We start from the raw sequence: 18,701 nt of genomic DNA, 5'->3' as shown, positions 1-18,701 counted from the left end.
CCCCCGGGATATTTTTAGCAAAAAGAAAGGGCCATCAGTCTGTAAGAGCCCCATGCACCAGCGCCTTCAGTTCGGCGCGGTTCGGATAGCTGGAGGAGGGGATAAGCTGCGTGAAATAGACAACGCTCATCTGCTCCACAGGGTCACACCAGAAATATGTGCTCGCCATACCGCCCCAGCCGAAATCACCCACCGAGCCAGCAACGCGCACCCGCGCAGGATCAAGCACCACAGCGCCCCCAAGGCCAAAGCCCATGCCTGTCATTGGCATTTCGGCAAAGCTCTCAGCCCCCATCGACGCGATATCGCCTTTCAAATGGTTACCCGTCATAAAGCGCAGGGTCCGCGGGCTCAGCAGGCGCACGCCCTCAAGCGCGCCCCCACGGCGGATCATCTCTCCAAAGCGCATATAGTCATCCAGCGTCGAGACAAGCCCGCCGCCTCCAGAATGCAGAGAGACTTTTCCAGCCCTGAAACGGCTGTGCTCCGCCCCTTCAAAAAGGGCCAGGGGGTCGGCCTCCCGCTTCTCATAGCAATCAGCAAAGCGCGTTAATTTGCTGTCGGGCACATCAAACCCCGTATCGACCATGCCAAGCGGCGCAAATATCTCGGCCTGCATCACTTCAGCCAGAGTCTGGCCTGTGATCACCTCAATCACGCGACCGATCACATCAATCCCGACAGAATACTCCCAGCGCGCGCCTGGCTGGAAGCACAGCGGCATCGCAGCCAACTGCTCACACCACGGCTCAAGCGAAGCCCCCTGCTGCGCCAGCTCGGTGAATGAACGTCCATAGGCCTCAGGCACCAAGCCTTCGTTAAACGAATATGTCATCCCGCTTGTATGGGTCAGAAGCTCATGCAGCGTCGGAGCGCGCGCAGCCTCGGTATCCGTGACGCACACAGCGCCTTGCGCCAGTGCGCGCATGTCCCGAAACGCAGGCAGATACTTCGAGACAGGCGCATCCAGAACAACCTGCCCACGTTCCACCAACATCATAAACAGAGTTGAGGTCACAAGCTTGGTCATAGAGTAGATCCGCACAATCGTATCGCGCGCAAACGCCTGCTCCCGTGCAATCGAGGCCAACCCGTCTGCGGCATAAAACACTTCTTTCCCGTGACGACAGATCAACACAGACGACCCGGCGTAGCGCCCCGCGGCCCGGCTCTCTGCCATCCACGTCTCAATTCTCTTCAGCCGTTCTGCGTCCATGTCTGCGCTCCCTTGTCATGCGCAGTCTGCGTCTGTGCGCAGGCGGGTGCAAGTCTGCGCTTGCCACGCCTGCCAAATTGCGGGATTTTCAGCTCCAAACGCCAGAAAGGCCCACCATGAAAACCACACCAGAGAAGCCCAGCAAAGTTACAGGCATAGCCCACCTCTTTGCCGCCACCCGCTATTCGGCTGCCGGCTTTATCAGGCTCTGGGGCGAAACCGCTTTTCGCCACGAACTTGTGACAGGCACTCTGGCACTCATGGTTCTTTTGGCCGTCAAAGCGCCCGCATGGGCGCTGTTCGCTGTCAGCATCCTCGCGCTCATCACGCTGGCTGTTGAAGCGCTCAACACCGCCATCGAAGAGCTGGTGGACCACGTCTCGCCAGAGTGGTCACTGCCCGCCAAACACGCCAAAGACATGGGGTCTTTTGCGGTCATGGCCTTGCTCTTTGCCACAGGCCTTGCCTTTGCTGCCGGACTTTGGGCCGCCTTCAGCGCATAATTAGTGCAGTCCACAGACCTATCCACAACTTATTGTGGTTATCCCCAACAATTAGCTTTACAGCGCTGAAAGCAGCCGCATACCATATTTGGTAGGACAAGGGGCCAAAACCCCATCCTATCGGGCATATCACGGGGCGCGCTATCTGCAAGCCACCCCCTTGAGCAGCAAAGAGGTGGCGACATGGCTTTATCAGAACACTACCTGGACGATGAAATTCACCCCATTGATATTGTCGAGAGCCTCGCCTCTCACAACGATTGGGAGTTTGACCGTACGGCTGACAACCAGATTTCTATGTCAGTCGAAGGCCAGTGGCGCACCTATGGCGTAACGCTCGCTTGGTCTGACTACGACGAGACCCTGCGCATGATCTGCACGTTTGAAATGGAGCCGCCAGAAGAGCGCCTCCCTGATCTCTACGCCGCACTCAACGAAGTGAATGACCAATGCTGGACAGGCGCTTTTTCCTACTGGGCCGAGCAAAAGATGATGGTGTGCAAATACGGCCTCGTCCTCACAGGGGGCAATATGGCATCACCTGAGCAAATCGATACACTCATCACGTCGGCCGTCATATCCGCCGAGCGCTACTACCCTGCGTTCCAGCTTGTGGTCTGGGGCAACAAAACCCCGCGCCAGGCGATGCAAGTCGCCATTGCAGAGGCCTACGGCCACGCGTAACCTGCCCGCGAAAGCAACTTGGGGGCAGATATGACCTATGATGACATCGCAACCAACGGCCTTGTTTTGCTGGGCTGTGGAAAAATGGGGTCGGCTATGCTTGAGGGCTGGCTCAAAGGCGGGCTGCCCGCCGCTTCTGTCTATGTGATCGACCCCAACCCGTCAGACTGGCTCCAGAGCACTGGCGTTCATATCAACACAGACCTCCCCAAAGCGCCCGCGATTGTTCTTGTCGCGGTAAAACCGCAGATGATGGGCGCGGCTCTGCCCACACTTCAGGCTATGGGCAATGGGCCAACGCTGTTCATATCCGTCGCCGCGGGCACGCCGCTCAAGCACTTTGAAGCGGTTCTCGGCGCTGACACACCCATCATCCGCGCCATGCCCAATACCCCCGCCGCCATCGGCCAAGGCATAACCGCCGTTGTCGGCAATGCACACAGCAGCGAAGCTCACCTTGATGTGGCAGACTCCCTGCTCACAGCCATTGGCGAAGTTGTCCGCCTCAAGGCAGAAAGCCAGATTGACGCTGTCACAGGTGTCTCAGGTTCGGGGCCAGCCTATGTCTTCCATCTCATCGAGTGTCTCGCCGCCGCAGGCGAAGCGCAGGGGCTTGCCCCTGAGTTGGCCATGCAGCTCGCCAAAGCCACCGTGGCAGGGGCGGGCGCACTGGCCATGCAAGCCGATGAAACACCCGCCCAGTTGCGCGTCAATGTCACAAGCCCTAACGGCACCACACAAGCGGGCCTTGATGTCTTGATGGACAGCGAGACAGGCCTGCCGCCCCTTCTGCGCCACACGGTTGCCGCAGCAACCAACCGCTCAAAGGACCTCGCCCGCGATGCCTGATCTCTCTCCATCTGTGCTGTCTTTTGAAGACTTTCTCAAAGTCGACATCCGTGTTGGCACTGTTGTGAAGGCCGCGCCCTACCCCGAGGCGCGCAAGCCCGCAATAAAGCTGGTGGTGGATTTTGGTGGTGACATTGGCCAGAAGAAATCATCCGCCCAAATCACCGCCCACTACACGCCCGAAGCCCTTGTTGGCACACAGGTGATGGCCGTGGTCAATTTTCCACCCAGACAAATCGGAAAGTTTATGTCAGAGGTGCTGGTTCTTGGCGTGCATGACCCCGACGGCGGCGTTGTGCTTCTGCGCCCTGATACCCCTGTGCCCAACGGCGAAAGAATGAGCTGACCTATGAAAAAGATCCTGATTTCCCGCGCCTTGACAGAGGCCGCCATGGAGCGCGCCCGCGCCACATATGATGTGACACTGCGCGATAAAACCAGCCCGATGACAGCCGCAGAAATGCGCTCCTCGCTCGTGCTCTATGACGGCATGATCCCGACGCTGGGTGATATGTTTTCAGCCGATATCTTTGCAGAGTTTGGCCGCCCCAAGTGCCGTATCCTCGCCAACTTCGGCGTCGGGATAAACCATATTGATGTGGCCGCCGCACGCGACCACGGCGTTGTCGTCACCAACACACCCGGCGCGGTAACCGATGCGACAGCAGACATCGGCCTGACCCTTTTGCTCATGTCTGCGCGCCGTGCCGCCGAGGGCGAGCGCCTCGTGCGCAGCGGCCAATGGGCCGGATGGACGCCCACGCAAATGCTTGGAAGCCACGTCTCGGGCAAGACTGTTGGCATCATAGGTATGGGCCGCATCGGCCAAGCCATCGCACGGCGCTGCCACTTTGGTTTCGGAATGGACGTGCTCTTCGTCAACCGCTCCACAAAAGAGGTTGATTTTCCGGCACGTCAGGTCGGCAGCCTTGAGGCGCTTGCCGCCGAGGTTGATTTCCTCGTGGCCGCAACACCAGGCGGCGCGGATACGCAACACCTCATCAATGCCTCAACCTTCGCCGCAATGAAGCCCACAGCGCATTTCATCAACATTTCTCGCGGTGAAGTGGTGGATGAAGCCGCGCTTATCACCGCTCTGGAAGCCCGCGCCATCGCAGGCGCCGGGCTTGATGTCTATGAACACGAACCCACCGTTCCAGACGCGTTAAAGGCCATGGACAACGTCACCTTGCTGCCGCATCTCGGCACAGCCACAGAGGACGTGCGCACCGATATGGGCATGATGAGCCTTGATAATCTGGATGCGTTTTTCGCGGGCAAAACACCGCCCAACGCGCTCTGAGAGGCTCTGCTAAAAGTTAACGCAAAGTCAGGACAGCCCAAAAGCCCTAGGCCTCATTGCGCCATAGGGCTACACTGGCCACCCATCACAAGCGCAAGGGCCTCTCATGCACACTCCTGTCATCTCCGGAACTGGCGTTTTCACGCCCGGCGAAACGATCACAAACGCAGAGCTGGTCCAAGCGTTCAATGCCTATGCCGAAGCCTTCAACACCGAACACGCCACCGCCATCGCCGCAGGCGAGATCGAGGCCAAGGGGCCGTCTTCGGAAGACTTTATCTTCAAGGCCTCAGGCATCGAACAACGCTACGTGATGAACAAATCAGGTGTGCTCGATCCTGCCATCATGCACCCCACCCTACGCCAGCGTACGGACGATGAACCCGGCATCATGGCCGAGATGGCGCTGGATGCCTGCCAGAAAGCACTGGCCCAAGCAGGTGTGGACGCCAGCGAAGTTGATCTGGTAATCTGCGCCGCCTCCAACCACGAGCGCGCCTATCCCGCGATTGCCGTGGAGATCCAGAAGTTGCTGGGTGCAGGCGGTTTTGCCTTTGATATGAACGTGGCCTGTTCCTCCGCCACCTTTGGCATTCAGGCCGCAGCCGATATGCTGCGTGCAGGGTCTGCGCGCAAAGCACTCGTGGTCAATCCCGAGATATGCTCAGGCCACCTTGAGTGGCGCGACCGCGACTGCCACTTCATATTTGGCGATGTCTGTACAGCCACCCTGATTGAACGCGCAGATGAGGCCAAAGCCCCCCGCTTCAAGATCCGCTCGACACGCTGCGCGACCGAGTTTTCCAACAACATCCGCAACAACAACGGCTTCTTGCGCCGCACGCGCACCACGGGCCAGGATCTGGACGACCGCCGCGATATGCAGTTCATGCAAGAGGGCCGCAAAGTCTTCAAAGAAGTTGTTCCGATGGTTTCGGCCCATATCCTCGCCCACCTTGAGGCCGAAGGCGTCGTGCCCGATGCGCTCAAGCGCATGTGGCTCCACCAAGCAAACAAAAGCATGAATGACTTTGTCGGACGCAAAGTTCTGGGCCGCACGCCAGAGGCAGAAGAGCAGCCCAACATCCTGCAAGACTACGCCAACACCTCCTCGGCAGGCTCGATCATTGCCTTCTCGCAGCACCAGTCAAACCTCGCCGCTGGCGACATCGGGGTGATTTGCTCGTTTGGCGCAGGCTACTCTGTTGGGTCAGTCGTTGTAGAGCGCCTCTAAGCATCAAGCTGCCTAGGCCTCGCCAACAGCCTCCCGCCAGTGACGGCGGCAAAGGCTCACGTAGGTCTCGTTACCGCCCACCAATATCTGTGCGCCATCCATAAGCGGCGCGCCGTCTGGCCCGTTGCGCACAACCATCGTGGCCTTGCGCCCGCAATGGCAAATGGTGCGCACTTCGCGCATCTCATCCGCCCAAGCCAGAAGCGCCGCCGAAGCCGGAAACAGCTCCCCGCGAAAATCGACACGCAATCCATAGCACATCACGGGTACGTTCAAGTCATCAACCACCCGCGCGAGCTGCCACACCTGCGCCTTATCCATGAAATGCGCCTCATCAATGAAGACACAGGCCACTGGCCCCTGCTTAAGGCGCGCAGCGATCTTGGCAAACAAATCATCATCATGAGAGAAGATATCCGCATCCGCGCCAATACCGATACGGCTTGCAATCCGCCCGCGCCCCGCGCGCTCGTCAATCGCTGCAATCATCAGATAGGGAGTCATCCCGCGCTCGCGGTAATTATGCGCCGCCTGAAGCAAAACGGCAGATTTGCCCGCATTCATTGTGGAGTAATTAAAATAGAGTTTAGCCATAAAGCCGTTTTAGCCAGCCGCCCTGTAGTTTCAACGCCATAATGAAAAATCCCGCCTCACTGCACAGCAATAAGGCGGGTAACTCGTTAAAAAAAAGGTCGGGGCCGTGCAACGAACGCACAGAACAGGCCACTGGGGATGGAGCTTGTACGCGCCACACGGCCCCTGCAGAGCTTTCACAACAGTCCGAAGACCGCCTCAAAAGCCCCATAATAAAGTGGCCAAATCATTCAAAAGCCACTCGTTAACACCTGAAAACCACAGGATGATTCAAGGAATGACATTTGTGGCCAAACCGTTTAATGGGAAAAGATATTGTCAATTCCCCACCTCTTTGTTCTGGTGCGGGTCAGGAAAGAGTGGATAGCAGGCATATTATGGCAGGCGTTGGAAGTTACCTCAAAAAACACACAGAAGCCTTGGTCAAAGACGTTGGCATCGAGCCGGCATGCGTCCTTACAGGCAAATCAAAAGCGACACTGGGCCGCTATTACTCCGACAATGAAGAACACGCCGACCGCTTCATGCCAATTGATGCAGTCGCAGCACTGGAAGAAGCCTCAAGCTTTCCTCATGTCACAGCCGCTCTGGCCGACCTGAAAGGCATCACCCTCTCCTATGACGACCGCCGCAAAAACGCTGAAGAAAAAGGCGGCATAAACTCCGATGTCATCGCGCTCAGCCAGCGCTTTGCCATGCTCATGGCCGAATACCAGCAATCCATCGAGGACGGCATCATCACCGTCAACGAGGCCAAGCGCTTGCTGAAAGAAACGGTTTTGTTGCAGCAAGTCCTGATCGACATGAAGCTACATCTGGAAGATGAGTCAGTCTGAGCGGGTGAACTGCTCGCCCAAGACAGCCCGCAACGCAGGGTGCGCAAAGCGCCGTGGGGCGCTCACCGCGTAGAACACTTCCTTGATCCCCAAATCATAGGGCGCACTGGCCACGGTGCCTGCAGCGATTTCGTCGGCCAGAACAACGCTAGGCGCCAGCGCCACGCCCGCGCCCTCACGCGTTAAAAGCCGCACCATCGCCATGTCGTCGACCCGCGCCGCGATGCGGGGCTGCACGCCCAGTCGCGCACAGAGGCTCTCAAAGCCTGCGCTGATGTTGCTCTCGGTCGGCAAGATAACCGGCTCCGCAGCCAGAAGCTGCGCCAAGCCAGCATAGGCCAGCCGCGCAGGTTGGCCGTGCAAAGCGACAGGCTGTTCGGCGATCCGCTGCGCCGCAAAAGCCACAGGCCCGGCCCCCTGCGGCACTTCTGTTGTCAGAACAACATCAAGCTCCAGCGCCTCCAGATCGGCGAGAAGGCCGCGCATATTGCCTGATTTCAGATCAATCTCAAACCGCCCCGCCGCCAGAAGCGGGCGCAAAAACTGCAGTTGAAAGTTGCGCGACAGAGTCGATAGAGCGCCCACACGCAACGGGGGGTTGGCCGTCTCGCTCTGCTCAAGCTCAGCCAACAGCTCTTGCCCCGCCCCAAAAATGCGCTCCGCATGGGCCAACGCGATCTTTCCGGCTTCCGTCAGCACAAGCCCGCGCCCGACACGGTCAAACAAGGGGTGGCCGAGGCGGTCTTCCAACTGCTTGATCTGGATAGACAAAGCCGACTGGGACACATTCAGGCGCGCGGCCACGCGCCCCAAATGCCCCTCCTTTGCCACCTCTCGAAAGTAGCGCAAATGATGATAGTTTAATCTGTCCATTGTTCTATTTTATATAACAATAAGCCCATAAAGATATATTTTTATTTGCAAAATGGCGCCGTTATCCATGACCAAATCAAGCTAGGAGCGCGCCATGGACATTCTCGTCATCATCGCCAGCACTGTCGCAGAGCAGTTACAAAAACCAACTCTCGCCTTTCTCATCGGCGGTATGCTCCTCGCAGCGCTCGGCAGCCGCTTTGAAATACCCGATCCAGTGTATAAATTCATCGTGATCCTGCTCCTGCTCAAAGTTGGCCTCGGGGCAGGCATGTCTGTGCGCGACGCCAACTTAGTCGAGCTGATTGTGCCCGCACTGGGCGCCGCCGCCGTCGGGATCGGCATTGTCCTCCTTGGAACACTCACCCTGGCCAAGCTACGCGGGGTGAGCGAGGTCGATGCCCTCGCCACCGCAGGCATGTTCGGGGCGGTCTCCGCCTCCACCCTTGCCGCCAGCATGGCCATGCTTGATGACAGCGGCATCGCTTACGAGGGCTTCATCGGCGCGCTCTACCCGTTTATGGACATCGCCGCACTGGTCACAGCGATTGTGCTGGCCAAGCTCTCGCTGGCACGGCGGGCCAATGCCGCCTCTGCCTCGGGCGGCACGGTCACGCTGGGCAGTGGTGCTGCTGGCACAGGCCCCAAAAGCCCTGTCGCCGAGGGCCTCCTGAAATCGATCCTCGTGGATACTTTCCGCAGCCCCGCCATCTCGGCACTGCTCGTGGGTCTCGCCATCGGCATTTTTGCCCAGCCCGACACGGTCTATAAAAGCTTCTATGAGCCGCTCTTTCGCGGGCTGCTCTCTATCCTGATGCTGATCATGGGGATGGAGGCTTGGTCACGCCTCTCCGAGCTGCGCAAAGTCGCCCACGCCTATATCCTCTATGGCCTCACAGCGCCCCTCATCCACGGCCTTATCGGCTTTGCCATCGGCCTTGGGGCACATGAGCTGACAGGTTTCTCCGCTGGAGGTGTCGTTCTGCTCTCGGTCATGGCCGCTTCAAGCTCGGACATATCAGGCCCCCCCACCATGCGCGCGGCGGTTCCCGAAGCCAACACATCGGCCTATGTCGGCACATCCACGGGCCTCGGTACGCCCGTTGCCATCCTCAGCATCCCGCTCTTCATGGCCCTCGCCGAAACCTTCATCGGCAGTTAAGCAAAAAGTCGAGGGCGCGTTTAGCCCTCGGCCACCTGCCCGTAACCGCGACGGTTGTGCAAAAGCGGCAAAGCATCGGCGCCCAACACAACCTCCTGCACCGCCCCAAACAAAACATGGTGCGTGCCAACAAGGCTCTGCTCGCTGACGCGGCAATCATAACTTGCAAGCGCATCTTCAAGCCGCAGCAACCCGCTGGCCGCAGGCAGCCAGCTGCCTTCTGCAAAGCGGTCTTCGCCCTTGCCGATACGTCCGGCAAACCGCTCTGAAATATGCTCATGCTGCGCGCCCAACAGGTTCACACAGAAGGCACCATTGGCGCGAATAAGCTGCGCCGTGCTGCTCTCATGATTGAGACAAATCAACAGGCGCGGCTCCGTCACATCTGCCGACACGCTGGAAAACGCCGTGACCGTCACACCGCCACGGCCCGCAGGGCCATCTGTCGTAACGATATAGATAGAATTGGCGGCACGGCTCATGGCCTCCAAAAACCTGCCGCGCAAAGTGTCTGCTGTGTCCGCGCTCATGTGTTCGTCCTTGCCTCAAGCTCTTCGGTCTGCTCTGCCACGCGCCACATCAGGTTGCAACCCGTGCTCCACTAGCCCGCAAAGCGCACCACCTTCGAAAATGGCATCTCGCGCAGGCGCACACCCGTTGCCGCATAGATAGCCGCCGCCAAAGCAGGCGCGGCAGGCGGCACGGGCGGCTCGCCGACACCGCGCACAGCATCCCCGTTCTCAAGGCCGCGCACCAGAATCTCCGGGCACTGGCTCAGGCGCATCCCCTCAAAAGCATCAAAGTTCTGCTGCTCTGCCACACCGTTTTCATACGTGATTTCGCAGTTCATCGCATGGCCCAGCCCCCAGACAACACCGCCTTGCACCTGATTTTCAAAATTCACAGGGTCAAGCACGCGCCCCACTTCGGCAGCCACATAAACCTTGTCAATCTGGATGCCAGCGTCAGTGTCGCGCACCTCGACCACCTGCGCACAATGCACGCCAAAAGAGCGCGTCATCGCCACACCGCGTCCACGCCGTGGCCCCATGTTTGGCCCGTCCCAACCTGACATCTCTGCAACAGCTTCCAGCACCTTTGCTGCAAGCGGGTCGCTCGCCAGCCGCAAGCGCTCTTCAATCGGGTCGGCCCCAGCCGCCTCGATCAGCTCTTCCAAGCCAAGGTTATAGAAAAACCCGTTGCTCGAGGCCCCCACAGAGCGCCAAGAGCTCAACGGCGCAAGCGGATCGGCGCGGTAGCCCGTCACCCGATGATGCGGGATCGCAAAGGGCTGCTCAAACGCCCCCGCCACGATCTGGCTGTCAGGCCCGGGTACACCAAGGCCCTGCCGCCCCATCTGGCTCACAATCACCGAGGGCATCGCGATGGAGAGGTCATAGGCTTCAACGCGCCCCTCCTTCACCGTGCCGCGCATCTTCGCCATGGCAATCTGGCGGGTATAATCATGCGCCATGTCGGTCTCGCGGCTATAGGTCAGCTTCACCGGCACACCACGCATCTGCACAGCCACTTCGGCAGCTTGGCGCACCACATCATCTTCCAGACGGTGGCCAAAGCTGCCCCCCATCATCAGCACATGCACGCGCACAGCATCCGCCTCAACACCGGCGATCTTGGCCACGTTGTTCTGCACAAACCGCGGGATCTGCGTCCCCGTCCACACGTCCACACCATCGTTTGCAACACGCACAACAGCGCTCACAGGCTCAAGCGGCGCATGGGCCAGATAGGGCGCGCGGTAGTCCGCCGTCACCACTTGGCCCGTCACCATCGCGGCGTCCACATCACCATCATCGCGCACGCGGCTGTCCTGATGGCTGGGCACAAAGGCCGCCTCAAGAGCAGCCCAGTGCCCGGCCATACGCGCAGGCATAGGCGCAGCGCTCCACTCGGCCTCCACCGCTTCGGCGGCCTGAAACGCGCGCCATGTGTTGTCAGCCACGACAGCGACACCACCCGTCACCTCATAGGCCCCGCGCACACCGCGCATGCCCAAAGCCGCGCTGGCATCATAGCGCACAAGCCCGCCGCCCTGCGCAGGCGCAAGCTTCACCGCCGCATGCACCATGCCGTCGATTTCAAAGTCGATGCCATAGCGCTGCGTCCCCGTGCTCTTGGCCAGAATATCCAGCCGCTGCATAGGCTTGCCCAGATAGCGCCAATCCTCTGGCGCGCGCAGCGGCACATCCTGCACAGGTTCCATACCAGCCACATCCGTCGCCAGCTCTTCATAGGTCAGCGCCGTGCCATCGGGCGCAATCACCCGCCCCGCCTCGGCGCGCAGTGCGCTTGCCTCCACACCCAGCCGCGCAGCCGCCGCCAACTTCAGTGTCTCGCGTGCACTCGCCCCCGCAGCGCGCAACTTCATAAAGCCGTCTGGCACAGTGGTTGAGCCACCCGTGATCTGCATCCCCGCAAATTTCATCACCGAGCTCAAAACACCCGTTACCGCATCGCGCATAAAACCCTCTTCAGGGGCCATAAATTCGGCCGCCTCAGGCGCAAGCGCTGTGTTCCAATAGGCGCGATCAGGGGGGCCGGGGTCAATCTTCACAGCTTCAAGCGCAACATCCAGCTCTTCAGCAATAAGGGCCGCCTGCACATGGTAGGCGCCCTGCCCCTTGTCAGCACGCGGCGTGATCAGCGTCACGCCTGAGGCGTCGATTTTCACATAGGGCGTCAGCGCGGCTTCGCCCGCATCCAAGCCCACCTCAAGCGGGTTGGCGTAGGGCGTCTTGTAGCGCCAAACGCCAAAGGCAACGCCTCCTGCGACAGCCGCCGAGCCAATCAGAAAAGAGCGCCGTGCAATTGTTTTGACCTTGCCCATGTCTCAGCCCTCCGCCAGCGTTTTGGCCGCTGTCTTCACGGCTGCTCTGATGCGCGGATACGTCCCGCAGCGGCACAGATTGCCGCGCATCGCTTCGTCAATCGCGCTATCGCTCGGCGCGGGCTCCGCGGCCAAAAGCGCTGCCGCCTGCATCATCTGCCCAGACTGGCAATATCCGCATTGTGCCACCTGATGTTCGGCCCAAGCGGCCTGCACTGCGTGCATGGCATCGGGCGTGCCAAGACCGTTGATTGTGGTCACAGCACCCCAGACATCTTCGGCCGCCACTTGGCACGAGCGCACAGCCTCGCCATCAATATGGACAGTGCAAGCGCCACAGGCCGCAATCCCGCAGCCATATTTCACACCCTTGATGTTCAACTCATCGCGCAACACCCAAAGAAGCGGCATCTCGCCTTCAACATCCACTTCGTGAACCGTGCCATCTACTGTCAACTTCATGTGCCGCTCTCCGTATTGCGCTTGCGCTTCAACCTAGTGACTGAATCTAAAAAGGGAACGCACAACGCGGCGTAAAGTGCGGCGCGCTGCGCCAAACAGCCTGCCCGAAACTCATCTTTCGCCTGAAAGAGGCAACGGCCCTAGCCGGCAATCTCTTTCATCACCGCAAGAAACTGGCTCACATCCTGAACCGAATTGTAGTGACACATCGAGACCCGCACACAGCCCTCAAGGCCCAATGGCGTCAGGATATTGCCGGAATAATGGTCAGCCTTGCGCAGATGCGTGCGCACCCCCGCCGCATTCAGCCGCTCCACCACATCGACGGAGGGCACGCCCTCAACCACAAGCGAAACGAGCCCCTCGCGTGCCGCGTTGTCTGGCCCACCAAGGATCGTTACGCGCTCCATCTCGCGCAGCCCTGCAAGGTTGCCCACCCCGTCTATCATCGCATCGGTCAGGGCCTTTTCCTGCGCATGGATCGCCTCGCCTGCCGCCACGATCCGCGCACGGCGTTCGCTGGCGCCCGACACCGCTCCGCCCAACCACTCCAGATAGCCACAGACATCTGTGAGCGTGGCATAAGCCCCGGTGTCGCGCGTGCCCATCTCCCAGTTGAGCAGAGGCCCGCCATCAAGCGCATTATGCGCAACTTGCTCCAGAGCCTCTGACATCCAGGCCAGCCCGTAGCCATGGCGCGAAAACATCTTGTAAGGGCTGATCACATAGCCATCAACATTATAGGCCGCCAGATCAATCGCCCCGTGTGCCGCGTGCTGAATGCCATCGACAATGATCAAACAGTCAGGTGCCTTCGCACGGATCGCGGCTGAAACAGCCGCAACATCCACCCCCATGCCCGTGACAGGAGAGGTGTGCAAAATCGTCGCCACGACAGTATCCTCACTCACAGCCGCCGCGTAAGCCGCAGCCTCGATCGTGCCGCTGGCGTCGTCATGGGCAATCACAACATGCTCAAGCCCTGCCTCACCGCTCCAGCGCGCCGCCGCCGAGCGGCTGGCAGGGTGCTCAAGGCTGCTGCTCAGCACTTTCCCCTGCCCTTTGCGGGCCAGACAGGCGTTCATGATCAGCCGGAAGAGAAGCTCCGTGCCACTTTCGCCCACAAAAAACTGTCCGCCCTCAGGCGCGTTCATCATCAGCGCCATATCGGCCTTGGCGCGCTCGATGATCTTAACAAGCGCGCGGCTCGCCCCGTTGGCGCGCCCCTGATTGTCAGGAATGGCCGCAAACTTCGCCGAGGTGTCCACAACCGAGTTGAGCGTCAGCGCCCCGCCCGCATTTTCAAAAAACACACGCGGCCCCTCAAACGGACATGCCTCCACATGCGCAAACCGCGCGCGCACTTCGCTCATCACTTCGTCTGAAAAACCGTTCTGCATGTCTCGCTCCTGTGTGTTGCCCACATCAAAAGCCCAAAGCTGCAAAAAAGAAACCCAAAAAGAAAGCCCCCAGCGTTTCCGCTGGAGGCTCCTGAAATCGTAGGGTGGGTGCTAACCCACCATGACCCGCCTTAGAGGTTGGGATAAAGCGGGAACTTCTTCAGCATCTCGGCCACTTCGCCGCGCACTTTGGCTTCAACAGCTTCGTTGCCCTCTGGGCCGTTGGCCGCAAGCCCGTCCACAACTTCGACAATCCAGTCGGCAATCTGGCGGAACTCGGCCTCGCCAAAGCCACGGGTTGTGCCCGCAGGCGTGCCAAGGCGGATGCCTGAGGTCACTGTCGGCTTTTCAGGATCAAACGGAATACCGTTTTTGTTGGTCGTGATATGCGCACGGCCAAGCGCGGCATCTGTGATGTTGCCTGTCACCTTCTTGGGGCGCAGATCAACCAGCATCACATGCGTGTCCGTGCCGCCTGTCACGATATCCAGACCGCCCTTCATAAGCTGGTCCGCCAGCGCAGCCGCGTTGACTTTGACCTGCTTGATGTAGGTCTTGAACTCAGGGCGCAGCGCTTCGCCAAAGGCCACAGCCTTGGCTGCAATCACGTGCATCAGCGGGCCGCCCTGAATACCGGGGAAGATCGCCGAATTGAACTTCTTGGCCAGTGCCTCGTCATTCGTAAGGATCATGCCGCCACGCGGGCCGCGGAGTGTTTTGTGGGTGGTCGTTGTCGCAACATGGGCATGCGGGAAAGGCGACGGATATTCACCCGTGGCAATCAGGCCCGCAAAATGCGCAACATCTGCCAGCACATAAGCGCCGACCATATCGGCAATCTTGCGAATACGCGCAAAATCAAGCTCACGCGGAATGGCAGACCCACCCGCAATGATCATCTTGGGCTGGTGCTCTTTGGCCAGCGCTTCCATCTCGTCATAATCGACATCCAGCGTGTCGCGGCGCACGCCGTACTGAACCGCATTGAACCACTTGCCCGACTGGTTCGGCTTTGCGCCGTGTGTCAGGTGGCCACCCGCATCAAGGCTCATCCCGAGGATCGTGTCACCGGGCTGGAGCAGCGCCTGAAACACGCCTTGGTTGGCCTGTGAGCCCGAGTTGGGCTGCACATTGGCGAAGTCACAGCCAAACAGCTGCTTGGCGCGGTCGATGGCGAGGTTTTCGGCCACATCAACATATTGGCACCCGCCATAATAGCGACGGCCCGCATAGCCTTCAGCGTATTTGTTGGTCATCACCGTGCCCTGCGCTTCCATCACAGCAGCCGAAACGATGTTTTCCGAGGCGATCAGCTCGATCTCGTCGCGCTGGCGCCCCAGCTCGCTTTCGATGCTGCCCCAAAGCTCAGGGTCGCGTGAAGCCAGTGATTCCGTAAAAAAACCTGTGTCAGACATGATGATCCCTTGTTCAAATAGGTTCCGATTCCAGAGTTTCCTATTGGAAACACTTCCGAAAAGGAACACCAATTACGACCAATACCCACACCTGCGCGCCAAAACCGCAGGCCTGCGGTGGACAAGCCGTTTTTATAGGTTAACCTTGCCGCCTATAGGAAACGAGAAAGCCCCCTCATGGCCCTGAAAATCGCCTTCACTGCCTCTGATGCTCCGATGGCCCAAACAGCCCGCGCGGCCCTTGTCAGCCGCTACGGCAACGCGCCCGAAGAGAGCGCCGATATCATCGTGGCGCTTGGCGGCGACGGCTTCATGCTTCAGACCCTGCACCGCACCCAGAGCCTGCCCGCCCCTGTCTACGGGATGAACCGTGGCACAGTCGGCTTCCTGATGAACGAATACGAAGAGTCAGACCTGCTTGAGCGTCTTGATGCGGCCGAAACCACCACAATCAACCCCCTCGCCATGCGCGCCACAGGCACAGACGGCACAGTGCACGAAGCGCTCGCCATCAACGAAGTCTCGGTGCTGCGCATGGGCCCACAGGCCGCCAAACTCAAGATCACGGTCGATGGTCGCCTGCGCATGGAAGAGCTGGTCTGCGACGGTGCGCTTGTGGCCACACCCGCAGGCTCGACCGCCTACAACTATTCCGCCCACGGCCCGATCCTGCCGATCGGCTCTGATGTGCTGGCGCTCACAGCCATCGCTCCGTTCCGCCCCCGCCGCTGGCGCGGGGCGTTGCTGCCAAAGTCTGCCACCGTGACCATCGAAGTCAGCGAGCCAGAGAAGCGCCCTGTCATGGCCGACGCCGACAGCAACTCTTTCCCCGATATCGCAAGTGTCGAGATCCGCTCACAAACCGATATCGCGCACCATATTCTGTTTGATCCCGAACACGGCCTCGAAGAGCGCCTCATTCGCGAGCAATTTGTCTAAAATTGTGAAGACCCAGCGCACAAAAGCGCTCCGCTAGCCCAAAGGCCAGCGCTTCCCCCTGCGATCTGCCTCACGCCTTTTTGTCGCGTGCGGCCTTTTCTTCGCGGGTCAGCTTGTTGTTCCACTGGTTGTTGCTCAGGCCAAGCTCGGGGTTTGCGGGCTTGGTTTTGCCAACCTTAACTTCGCCGCCTTTTTTCAGAAACTCCTGAATAAGCGCGTCGTCGGTGGTTTCTTTGGGTACATGCTTCATAGCCCAAGCCTATGCACAGACACCCCGTGATGCAACCGCAGAGCGGCACACGCCCAAAAGAAAAGGCCCGCCGACATGGCGAGCCTCTCCAGAAGTTTCAGAGCGTAGTTTACTGCGCAAAGCCGATGGCTTGCAGCGCAACCTTGATCTCGTCCAAGATAGCAGGGTCATCAATCGTCGCTGGCATCTTGAACTCTTTGCCATCGGCAATCGACACCATCGTGGCGCGCAGGATTTTGCCTGAGCGCGTCTTGGGCAAGCGATCAACCACGCAAGCCAGCTTAAAGGCGGCCACAGGGCCGATGCGGTCGCGCACAAGCTTCACACACTCCGCAATCACCTCTTCATGCGGGCGGTTTACCCCGTTGGTCAGGCAGACAAAGCCTACAGGCAACTGGCCCTTGAGCGCGTCACTCACACCAATCACGGCACATTCTGCCACATCGGGGTGATCAGACAGAACCTCTTCCATCCCCCCGGTGCTCAGACGGTGGCCCGCAACGTTGATCACATCATCGGTGCGCGCCATGATGTAGAGGTAACCGTCCTCATCAATCATCCCGGCATCGCCCGTCTCATAGTAGCCGGGGAATGTGTTGAGATAGCTCTTCTGAAACCGCGCCTCGGCGTTCCACAAGTTCGGCAATGTACCCGGGGGCAAGGGCAGCTTCACCGCAATCGCACCCAGCTCGCCCGCAGGCAGCTCATGGCCTGCATCATCCAGAATGCGCACGTCATAGCCCGGCATCGGCACAGAGGGTGAGCCAAGCTTCACGGGCAGAAGCTCCACACCGACAGGGTTGGCCGCAATGGCCCAGCCCGTCTCGGTCTGCCACCAGTGGTCAATCACAGGCACTTTGAGCTGCTCTTGCGCCCAAGTGATCGTGTCAGGGTCGGCCCGCTCCCCCGCAAGGTACACGGCGTTGAGGCAGCTCAGGTCATACTTTTTCACAAACTCGCCCTGCGGGTCGACCCGCTTCACCGCGCGGAAAGCGGTGGGAGCTGTGAAAAAGCTTTTCACCTTATGCTCCGAAATCACCCGCCAGAATGTGCCCGCATCAGGCGTGCCCACGGGCTTGCCCTCAAAGACAATCGTGGTGTTGCCGTGAATGAGCGGCGCATAAGCAATATAGCTGTGCCCCACAACCCAGCCCACATCCGACGCCGCCCAAAAGACATCGCCGGGGTCTACGTTGTAGATGTTCTTCATGCTCCAGTTCAGCGCCACCATATGGCCCGCCGTGTGGCGGATCACGCCTTTGGGCGCGCCCGTCGTGCCCGAGGTGTAAAGAATATAGGCAGGGTGGTTGCCCTCAACAGGCACACATTCCGCAGGCTCGACCCCGTACTGAAAGCCGTGCCAGTTAAAGTCACGCCCCTCGATAAGCTCGGCCACTTCCTGCTCGCGCTGGAAGATCACGCAGAAGTCGGGTTTGTGCGCCGACATCTCGATCGCGCCATCCAGAAGCGGCTTGTAATGCACAACACGGCCCGGCTCCAGGCCGCACGAAGCCGCAATAATCGCCTTGGGCTTCGCATCATCAATGCGCACCGAAAGTTCGCTCGCCGCAAAGCCGCCAAAGACAACAGAGTGCACAGCACCAAGCCGCGCACAGGCCAGCATCGCCTCAAGCGCTTCAGGCACCATCGGCATATAGATGATAACGCGGTCGCCCTTCTCGATCCCTTTGGCGCGCAGCGCGCCCGCCAGCGTGGCCACGCGGTTGCGCAGCTCGGCATAAGAGATCTCGCGCTTTGTGTGAGTGATCGGGCTGTCATAGATGATAGCCGTCTGCTCGCCGCGCCCCGCCTCGACATGGCGGTCAACGGCATTGTAGCAGGTGTTGCACTTGGCGTCGGCAAACCACTCATACAGGTTGTCGCCCTTGTCAAAGAGCGCCTTGCTGGGCTTCTCATCCCAGTCAATCGCCTCTGCCGCCTGCATCCAGAATGCCTCGGGGTCGGCCTTCCAGCCGTCATACAGCGCTTTATAGCCCATCATCTTCTCCTCCACTTTAGCCAAGAGTTACTGGCCTTGCAGCCCTCTAGGCAAGTGAGGAGTCCCAAATCGCGGCGGTTTGGCGCGAATATTTTGCAATTTTTACTGCAAATTTTTGCAAATCGCCCGAAATA

Annotated in this window: 19 protein-coding genes; 9 read left to right on the top strand and 10 right to left on the bottom strand. The window is 59.6% G+C overall.

The features are described from left to right. Nucleotides 1-34 precede the first annotated feature (34 nt). On the bottom strand, nucleotides 35-1,216 hold the full coding sequence (locus tag ACTG3X_RS05810; RefSeq protein WP_439110296.1) for a serine hydrolase domain-containing protein: 1,182 nt from the start codon (nucleotides 1,214-1,216) through the stop codon (nucleotides 35-37). A 116-nt stretch (nucleotides 1,217-1,332) separates the two neighbouring features. On the opposite strand from ACTG3X_RS05810, the gene ACTG3X_RS05805 reads away from it, so the two are divergent. From ACTG3X_RS05805 to ACTG3X_RS05780, 6 genes are all read left to right on the top strand, one after another. Then, complete coding sequence (locus tag ACTG3X_RS05805) at nucleotides 1,333-1,719, top strand: diacylglycerol kinase (protein WP_439110295.1); 387 nt, start codon at nucleotides 1,333-1,335, stop codon at nucleotides 1,717-1,719. Nucleotides 1,720-1,902: 183 nt separating this feature from the next. Then, nucleotides 1,903-2,403, top strand: a complete 501-nt coding sequence (locus ACTG3X_RS05800) for a YbjN domain-containing protein (RefSeq protein WP_439110294.1) — start codon at nucleotides 1,903-1,905, stop codon at nucleotides 2,401-2,403. Nucleotides 2,404-2,433: 30 nt separating this feature from the next. Next, the gene (proC, locus tag ACTG3X_RS05795; RefSeq protein WP_439110293.1) at nucleotides 2,434-3,252 is read left to right on the top strand and encodes a pyrroline-5-carboxylate reductase; all 819 of its coding nucleotides are present in this window, start codon (nucleotides 2,434-2,436) and stop codon (nucleotides 3,250-3,252) included. Next, entirely contained in the window at nucleotides 3,245-3,598 is a 354-nt protein-coding gene (locus tag ACTG3X_RS05790; protein WP_439110292.1) for a tRNA-binding protein, read from the top strand. The genes proC and ACTG3X_RS05790 overlap by 8 nt, the downstream gene beginning before the upstream one ends. A 3-nt stretch (nucleotides 3,599-3,601) precedes the next feature. After that, nucleotides 3,602-4,555, top strand: coding sequence for a 2-hydroxyacid dehydrogenase (locus ACTG3X_RS05785; protein WP_439110291.1), 954 nt, complete (start codon nucleotides 3,602-3,604; stop codon nucleotides 4,553-4,555). A 106-nt stretch (nucleotides 4,556-4,661) separates the two neighbouring features. Then, on the top strand, nucleotides 4,662-5,789 hold the full coding sequence (locus ACTG3X_RS05780) for a beta-ketoacyl-ACP synthase III (protein ID WP_439110290.1): 1,128 nt from the start codon (nucleotides 4,662-4,664) through the stop codon (nucleotides 5,787-5,789). A gap of 12 nt (nucleotides 5,790-5,801) precedes the next feature. Here ACTG3X_RS05780 and ACTG3X_RS05775 read toward each other — a convergent pair whose 3' ends face one another. Next, complete coding sequence (locus ACTG3X_RS05775) at nucleotides 5,802-6,383, bottom strand: thymidine kinase (RefSeq protein ID WP_439110289.1); 582 nt, start codon at nucleotides 6,381-6,383, stop codon at nucleotides 5,802-5,804. A 377-nt stretch (nucleotides 6,384-6,760) separates the two neighbouring features. Between ACTG3X_RS05775 and ACTG3X_RS05770 the strand changes: the two genes are divergently transcribed. Further along, nucleotides 6,761-7,219: a hypothetical protein gene (locus ACTG3X_RS05770; RefSeq protein ID WP_439110288.1), complete on the top strand. Its 459-nt coding sequence runs from the start codon at nucleotides 6,761-6,763 to the stop codon at nucleotides 7,217-7,219. Here ACTG3X_RS05770 and ACTG3X_RS05765 read toward each other — a convergent pair. Further along, nucleotides 7,211-8,092, bottom strand: coding sequence for a LysR family transcriptional regulator (locus tag ACTG3X_RS05765; protein WP_439110287.1), 882 nt, complete (start codon nucleotides 8,090-8,092; stop codon nucleotides 7,211-7,213). The genes ACTG3X_RS05770 and ACTG3X_RS05765 overlap by 9 nt on opposite strands. 94 nt (nucleotides 8,093-8,186) lie before the next feature. Here ACTG3X_RS05765 and ACTG3X_RS05760 point away from each other — a divergent pair, with 94 nt between their 5' ends. Continuing rightward, the gene (locus ACTG3X_RS05760) at nucleotides 8,187-9,254 is read left to right on the top strand and encodes a sodium-dependent bicarbonate transport family permease (RefSeq protein WP_439110286.1); all 1,068 of its coding nucleotides are present in this window, start codon (nucleotides 8,187-8,189) and stop codon (nucleotides 9,252-9,254) included. A gap of 20 nt (nucleotides 9,255-9,274) precedes the next feature. Here ACTG3X_RS05760 and ACTG3X_RS05755 read toward each other — a convergent pair whose 3' ends face one another. From ACTG3X_RS05755 to glyA, 5 genes are all read right to left on the bottom strand, one after another. Continuing rightward, nucleotides 9,275-9,784: a flavin reductase family protein gene (locus ACTG3X_RS05755; RefSeq protein WP_439110285.1), complete on the bottom strand. Its 510-nt coding sequence runs from the start codon at nucleotides 9,782-9,784 to the stop codon at nucleotides 9,275-9,277. Between the two features lie 71 nt (nucleotides 9,785-9,855). Beyond that, nucleotides 9,856-12,102 carry a molybdopterin cofactor-binding domain-containing protein gene (locus ACTG3X_RS05750; protein ID WP_439110284.1) on the bottom strand — a complete coding sequence of 749 codons (2,247 nt, stop codon included), beginning with the start codon at nucleotides 12,100-12,102 and terminating at the stop codon, nucleotides 9,856-9,858. 3 nt (nucleotides 12,103-12,105) lie between these two features. After that, a complete protein-coding gene (locus tag ACTG3X_RS05745) occupies nucleotides 12,106-12,564 on the bottom strand; it encodes a (2Fe-2S)-binding protein (protein WP_439110283.1) in 459 nt (152 codons plus the stop codon). 140 nt (nucleotides 12,565-12,704) lie between these two features. Further along, nucleotides 12,705-13,964: an aminotransferase class V-fold PLP-dependent enzyme gene (locus tag ACTG3X_RS05740; RefSeq protein WP_439110282.1), complete on the bottom strand. Its 1,260-nt coding sequence runs from the start codon at nucleotides 13,962-13,964 to the stop codon at nucleotides 12,705-12,707. A 131-nt stretch (nucleotides 13,965-14,095) separates the two neighbouring features. Beyond that, a complete protein-coding gene (gene glyA, locus ACTG3X_RS05735; RefSeq protein WP_439110281.1) occupies nucleotides 14,096-15,379 on the bottom strand; it encodes a serine hydroxymethyltransferase in 1,284 nt (427 codons plus the stop codon). A gap of 177 nt (nucleotides 15,380-15,556) precedes the next feature. Between glyA and ACTG3X_RS05730 the strand changes: the two genes are divergently transcribed. Then, entirely contained in the window at nucleotides 15,557-16,318 is a 762-nt protein-coding gene (locus tag ACTG3X_RS05730) for an NAD kinase (protein WP_439110280.1), read from the top strand. A 70-nt stretch (nucleotides 16,319-16,388) separates the two neighbouring features. On the opposite strand, the gene ACTG3X_RS05725 is transcribed toward ACTG3X_RS05730, so the two are convergent. Both ACTG3X_RS05725 and prpE read right to left on the bottom strand, forming a co-directional pair. Continuing rightward, a complete protein-coding gene (locus ACTG3X_RS05725) occupies nucleotides 16,389-16,568 on the bottom strand; it encodes a hypothetical protein (protein ID WP_089891904.1) in 180 nt (59 codons plus the stop codon). Nucleotides 16,569-16,677: 109 nt separating this feature from the next. Continuing rightward, nucleotides 16,678-18,567, bottom strand: coding sequence for a propionate-CoA ligase PrpE (gene prpE / locus ACTG3X_RS05720; RefSeq protein WP_439110309.1), 1,890 nt, complete (start codon nucleotides 18,565-18,567; stop codon nucleotides 16,678-16,680). Nucleotides 18,568-18,701 lie beyond the last annotated feature (134 nt).

It is taken from the genome of Lentibacter sp. (assembly GCF_965658795.1).
Taxonomy (GTDB): Bacteria; Pseudomonadota; Alphaproteobacteria; order Rhodobacterales; family Rhodobacteraceae; genus Lentibacter.
The sequence above is the reverse complement of the archived record's forward strand: the minus strand, read 5'-3'. Positions and strand labels throughout refer to the sequence as shown.

What these genes read in the sequence shown, in the direction of transcription:
- ACTG3X_RS05800 (WP_439110294.1), top strand. Translation starts at nt 1,903, where the DNA reads ATGGCTTTATCAGAACACTACCTGGACGATGAAATTCACCCCATTGAT.
- ACTG3X_RS05765 (WP_439110287.1), bottom strand. Translation starts at nt 8,092, where the DNA reads ATGGACAGATTAAACTATCATCATTTGCGCTACTTTCGAGAGGTGGCA.
- ACTG3X_RS05725 (WP_089891904.1), bottom strand. Translation starts at nt 16,568, where the DNA reads ATGAAGCATGTACCCAAAGAAACCACCGACGACGCGCTTATTCAGGAG.
- ACTG3X_RS05810 (WP_439110296.1), bottom strand. Translation starts at nt 1,216, where the DNA reads ATGGACGCAGAACGGCTGAAGAGAATTGAGACGTGGATGGCAGAGAGC.
- ACTG3X_RS05745 (WP_439110283.1), bottom strand. Translation starts at nt 12,564, where the DNA reads ATGAAGTTGACAGTAGATGGCACGGTTCACGAAGTGGATGTTGAAGGC.
- ACTG3X_RS05740 (WP_439110282.1), bottom strand. Translation starts at nt 13,964, where the DNA reads ATGCAGAACGGTTTTTCAGACGAAGTGATGAGCGAAGTGCGCGCGCGG.
- prpE (WP_439110309.1), bottom strand. Translation starts at nt 18,567, where the DNA reads ATGGGCTATAAAGCGCTGTATGACGGCTGGAAGGCCGACCCCGAGGCA.
- ACTG3X_RS05770 (WP_439110288.1), top strand. Translation starts at nt 6,761, where the DNA reads ATGGCAGGCGTTGGAAGTTACCTCAAAAAACACACAGAAGCCTTGGTC.
- ACTG3X_RS05760 (WP_439110286.1), top strand. Translation starts at nt 8,187, where the DNA reads ATGGACATTCTCGTCATCATCGCCAGCACTGTCGCAGAGCAGTTACAA.
- ACTG3X_RS05785 (WP_439110291.1), top strand. Translation starts at nt 3,602, where the DNA reads ATGAAAAAGATCCTGATTTCCCGCGCCTTGACAGAGGCCGCCATGGAG.
- ACTG3X_RS05730 (WP_439110280.1), top strand. Translation starts at nt 15,557, where the DNA reads ATGGCCCTGAAAATCGCCTTCACTGCCTCTGATGCTCCGATGGCCCAA.
- glyA (WP_439110281.1), bottom strand. Translation starts at nt 15,379, where the DNA reads ATGTCTGACACAGGTTTTTTTACGGAATCACTGGCTTCACGCGACCCT.
- ACTG3X_RS05790 (WP_439110292.1), top strand. Translation starts at nt 3,245, where the DNA reads ATGCCTGATCTCTCTCCATCTGTGCTGTCTTTTGAAGACTTTCTCAAA.
- proC (WP_439110293.1), top strand. Translation starts at nt 2,434, where the DNA reads ATGACCTATGATGACATCGCAACCAACGGCCTTGTTTTGCTGGGCTGT.
- ACTG3X_RS05755 (WP_439110285.1), bottom strand. Translation starts at nt 9,784, where the DNA reads ATGAGCGCGGACACAGCAGACACTTTGCGCGGCAGGTTTTTGGAGGCC.
- ACTG3X_RS05805 (WP_439110295.1), top strand. Translation starts at nt 1,333, where the DNA reads ATGAAAACCACACCAGAGAAGCCCAGCAAAGTTACAGGCATAGCCCAC.
- ACTG3X_RS05780 (WP_439110290.1), top strand. Translation starts at nt 4,662, where the DNA reads ATGCACACTCCTGTCATCTCCGGAACTGGCGTTTTCACGCCCGGCGAA.
- ACTG3X_RS05775 (WP_439110289.1), bottom strand. Translation starts at nt 6,383, where the DNA reads ATGGCTAAACTCTATTTTAATTACTCCACAATGAATGCGGGCAAATCT.
- ACTG3X_RS05750 (WP_439110284.1), bottom strand. Translation starts at nt 12,102, where the DNA reads ATGGGCAAGGTCAAAACAATTGCACGGCGCTCTTTTCTGATTGGCTCG.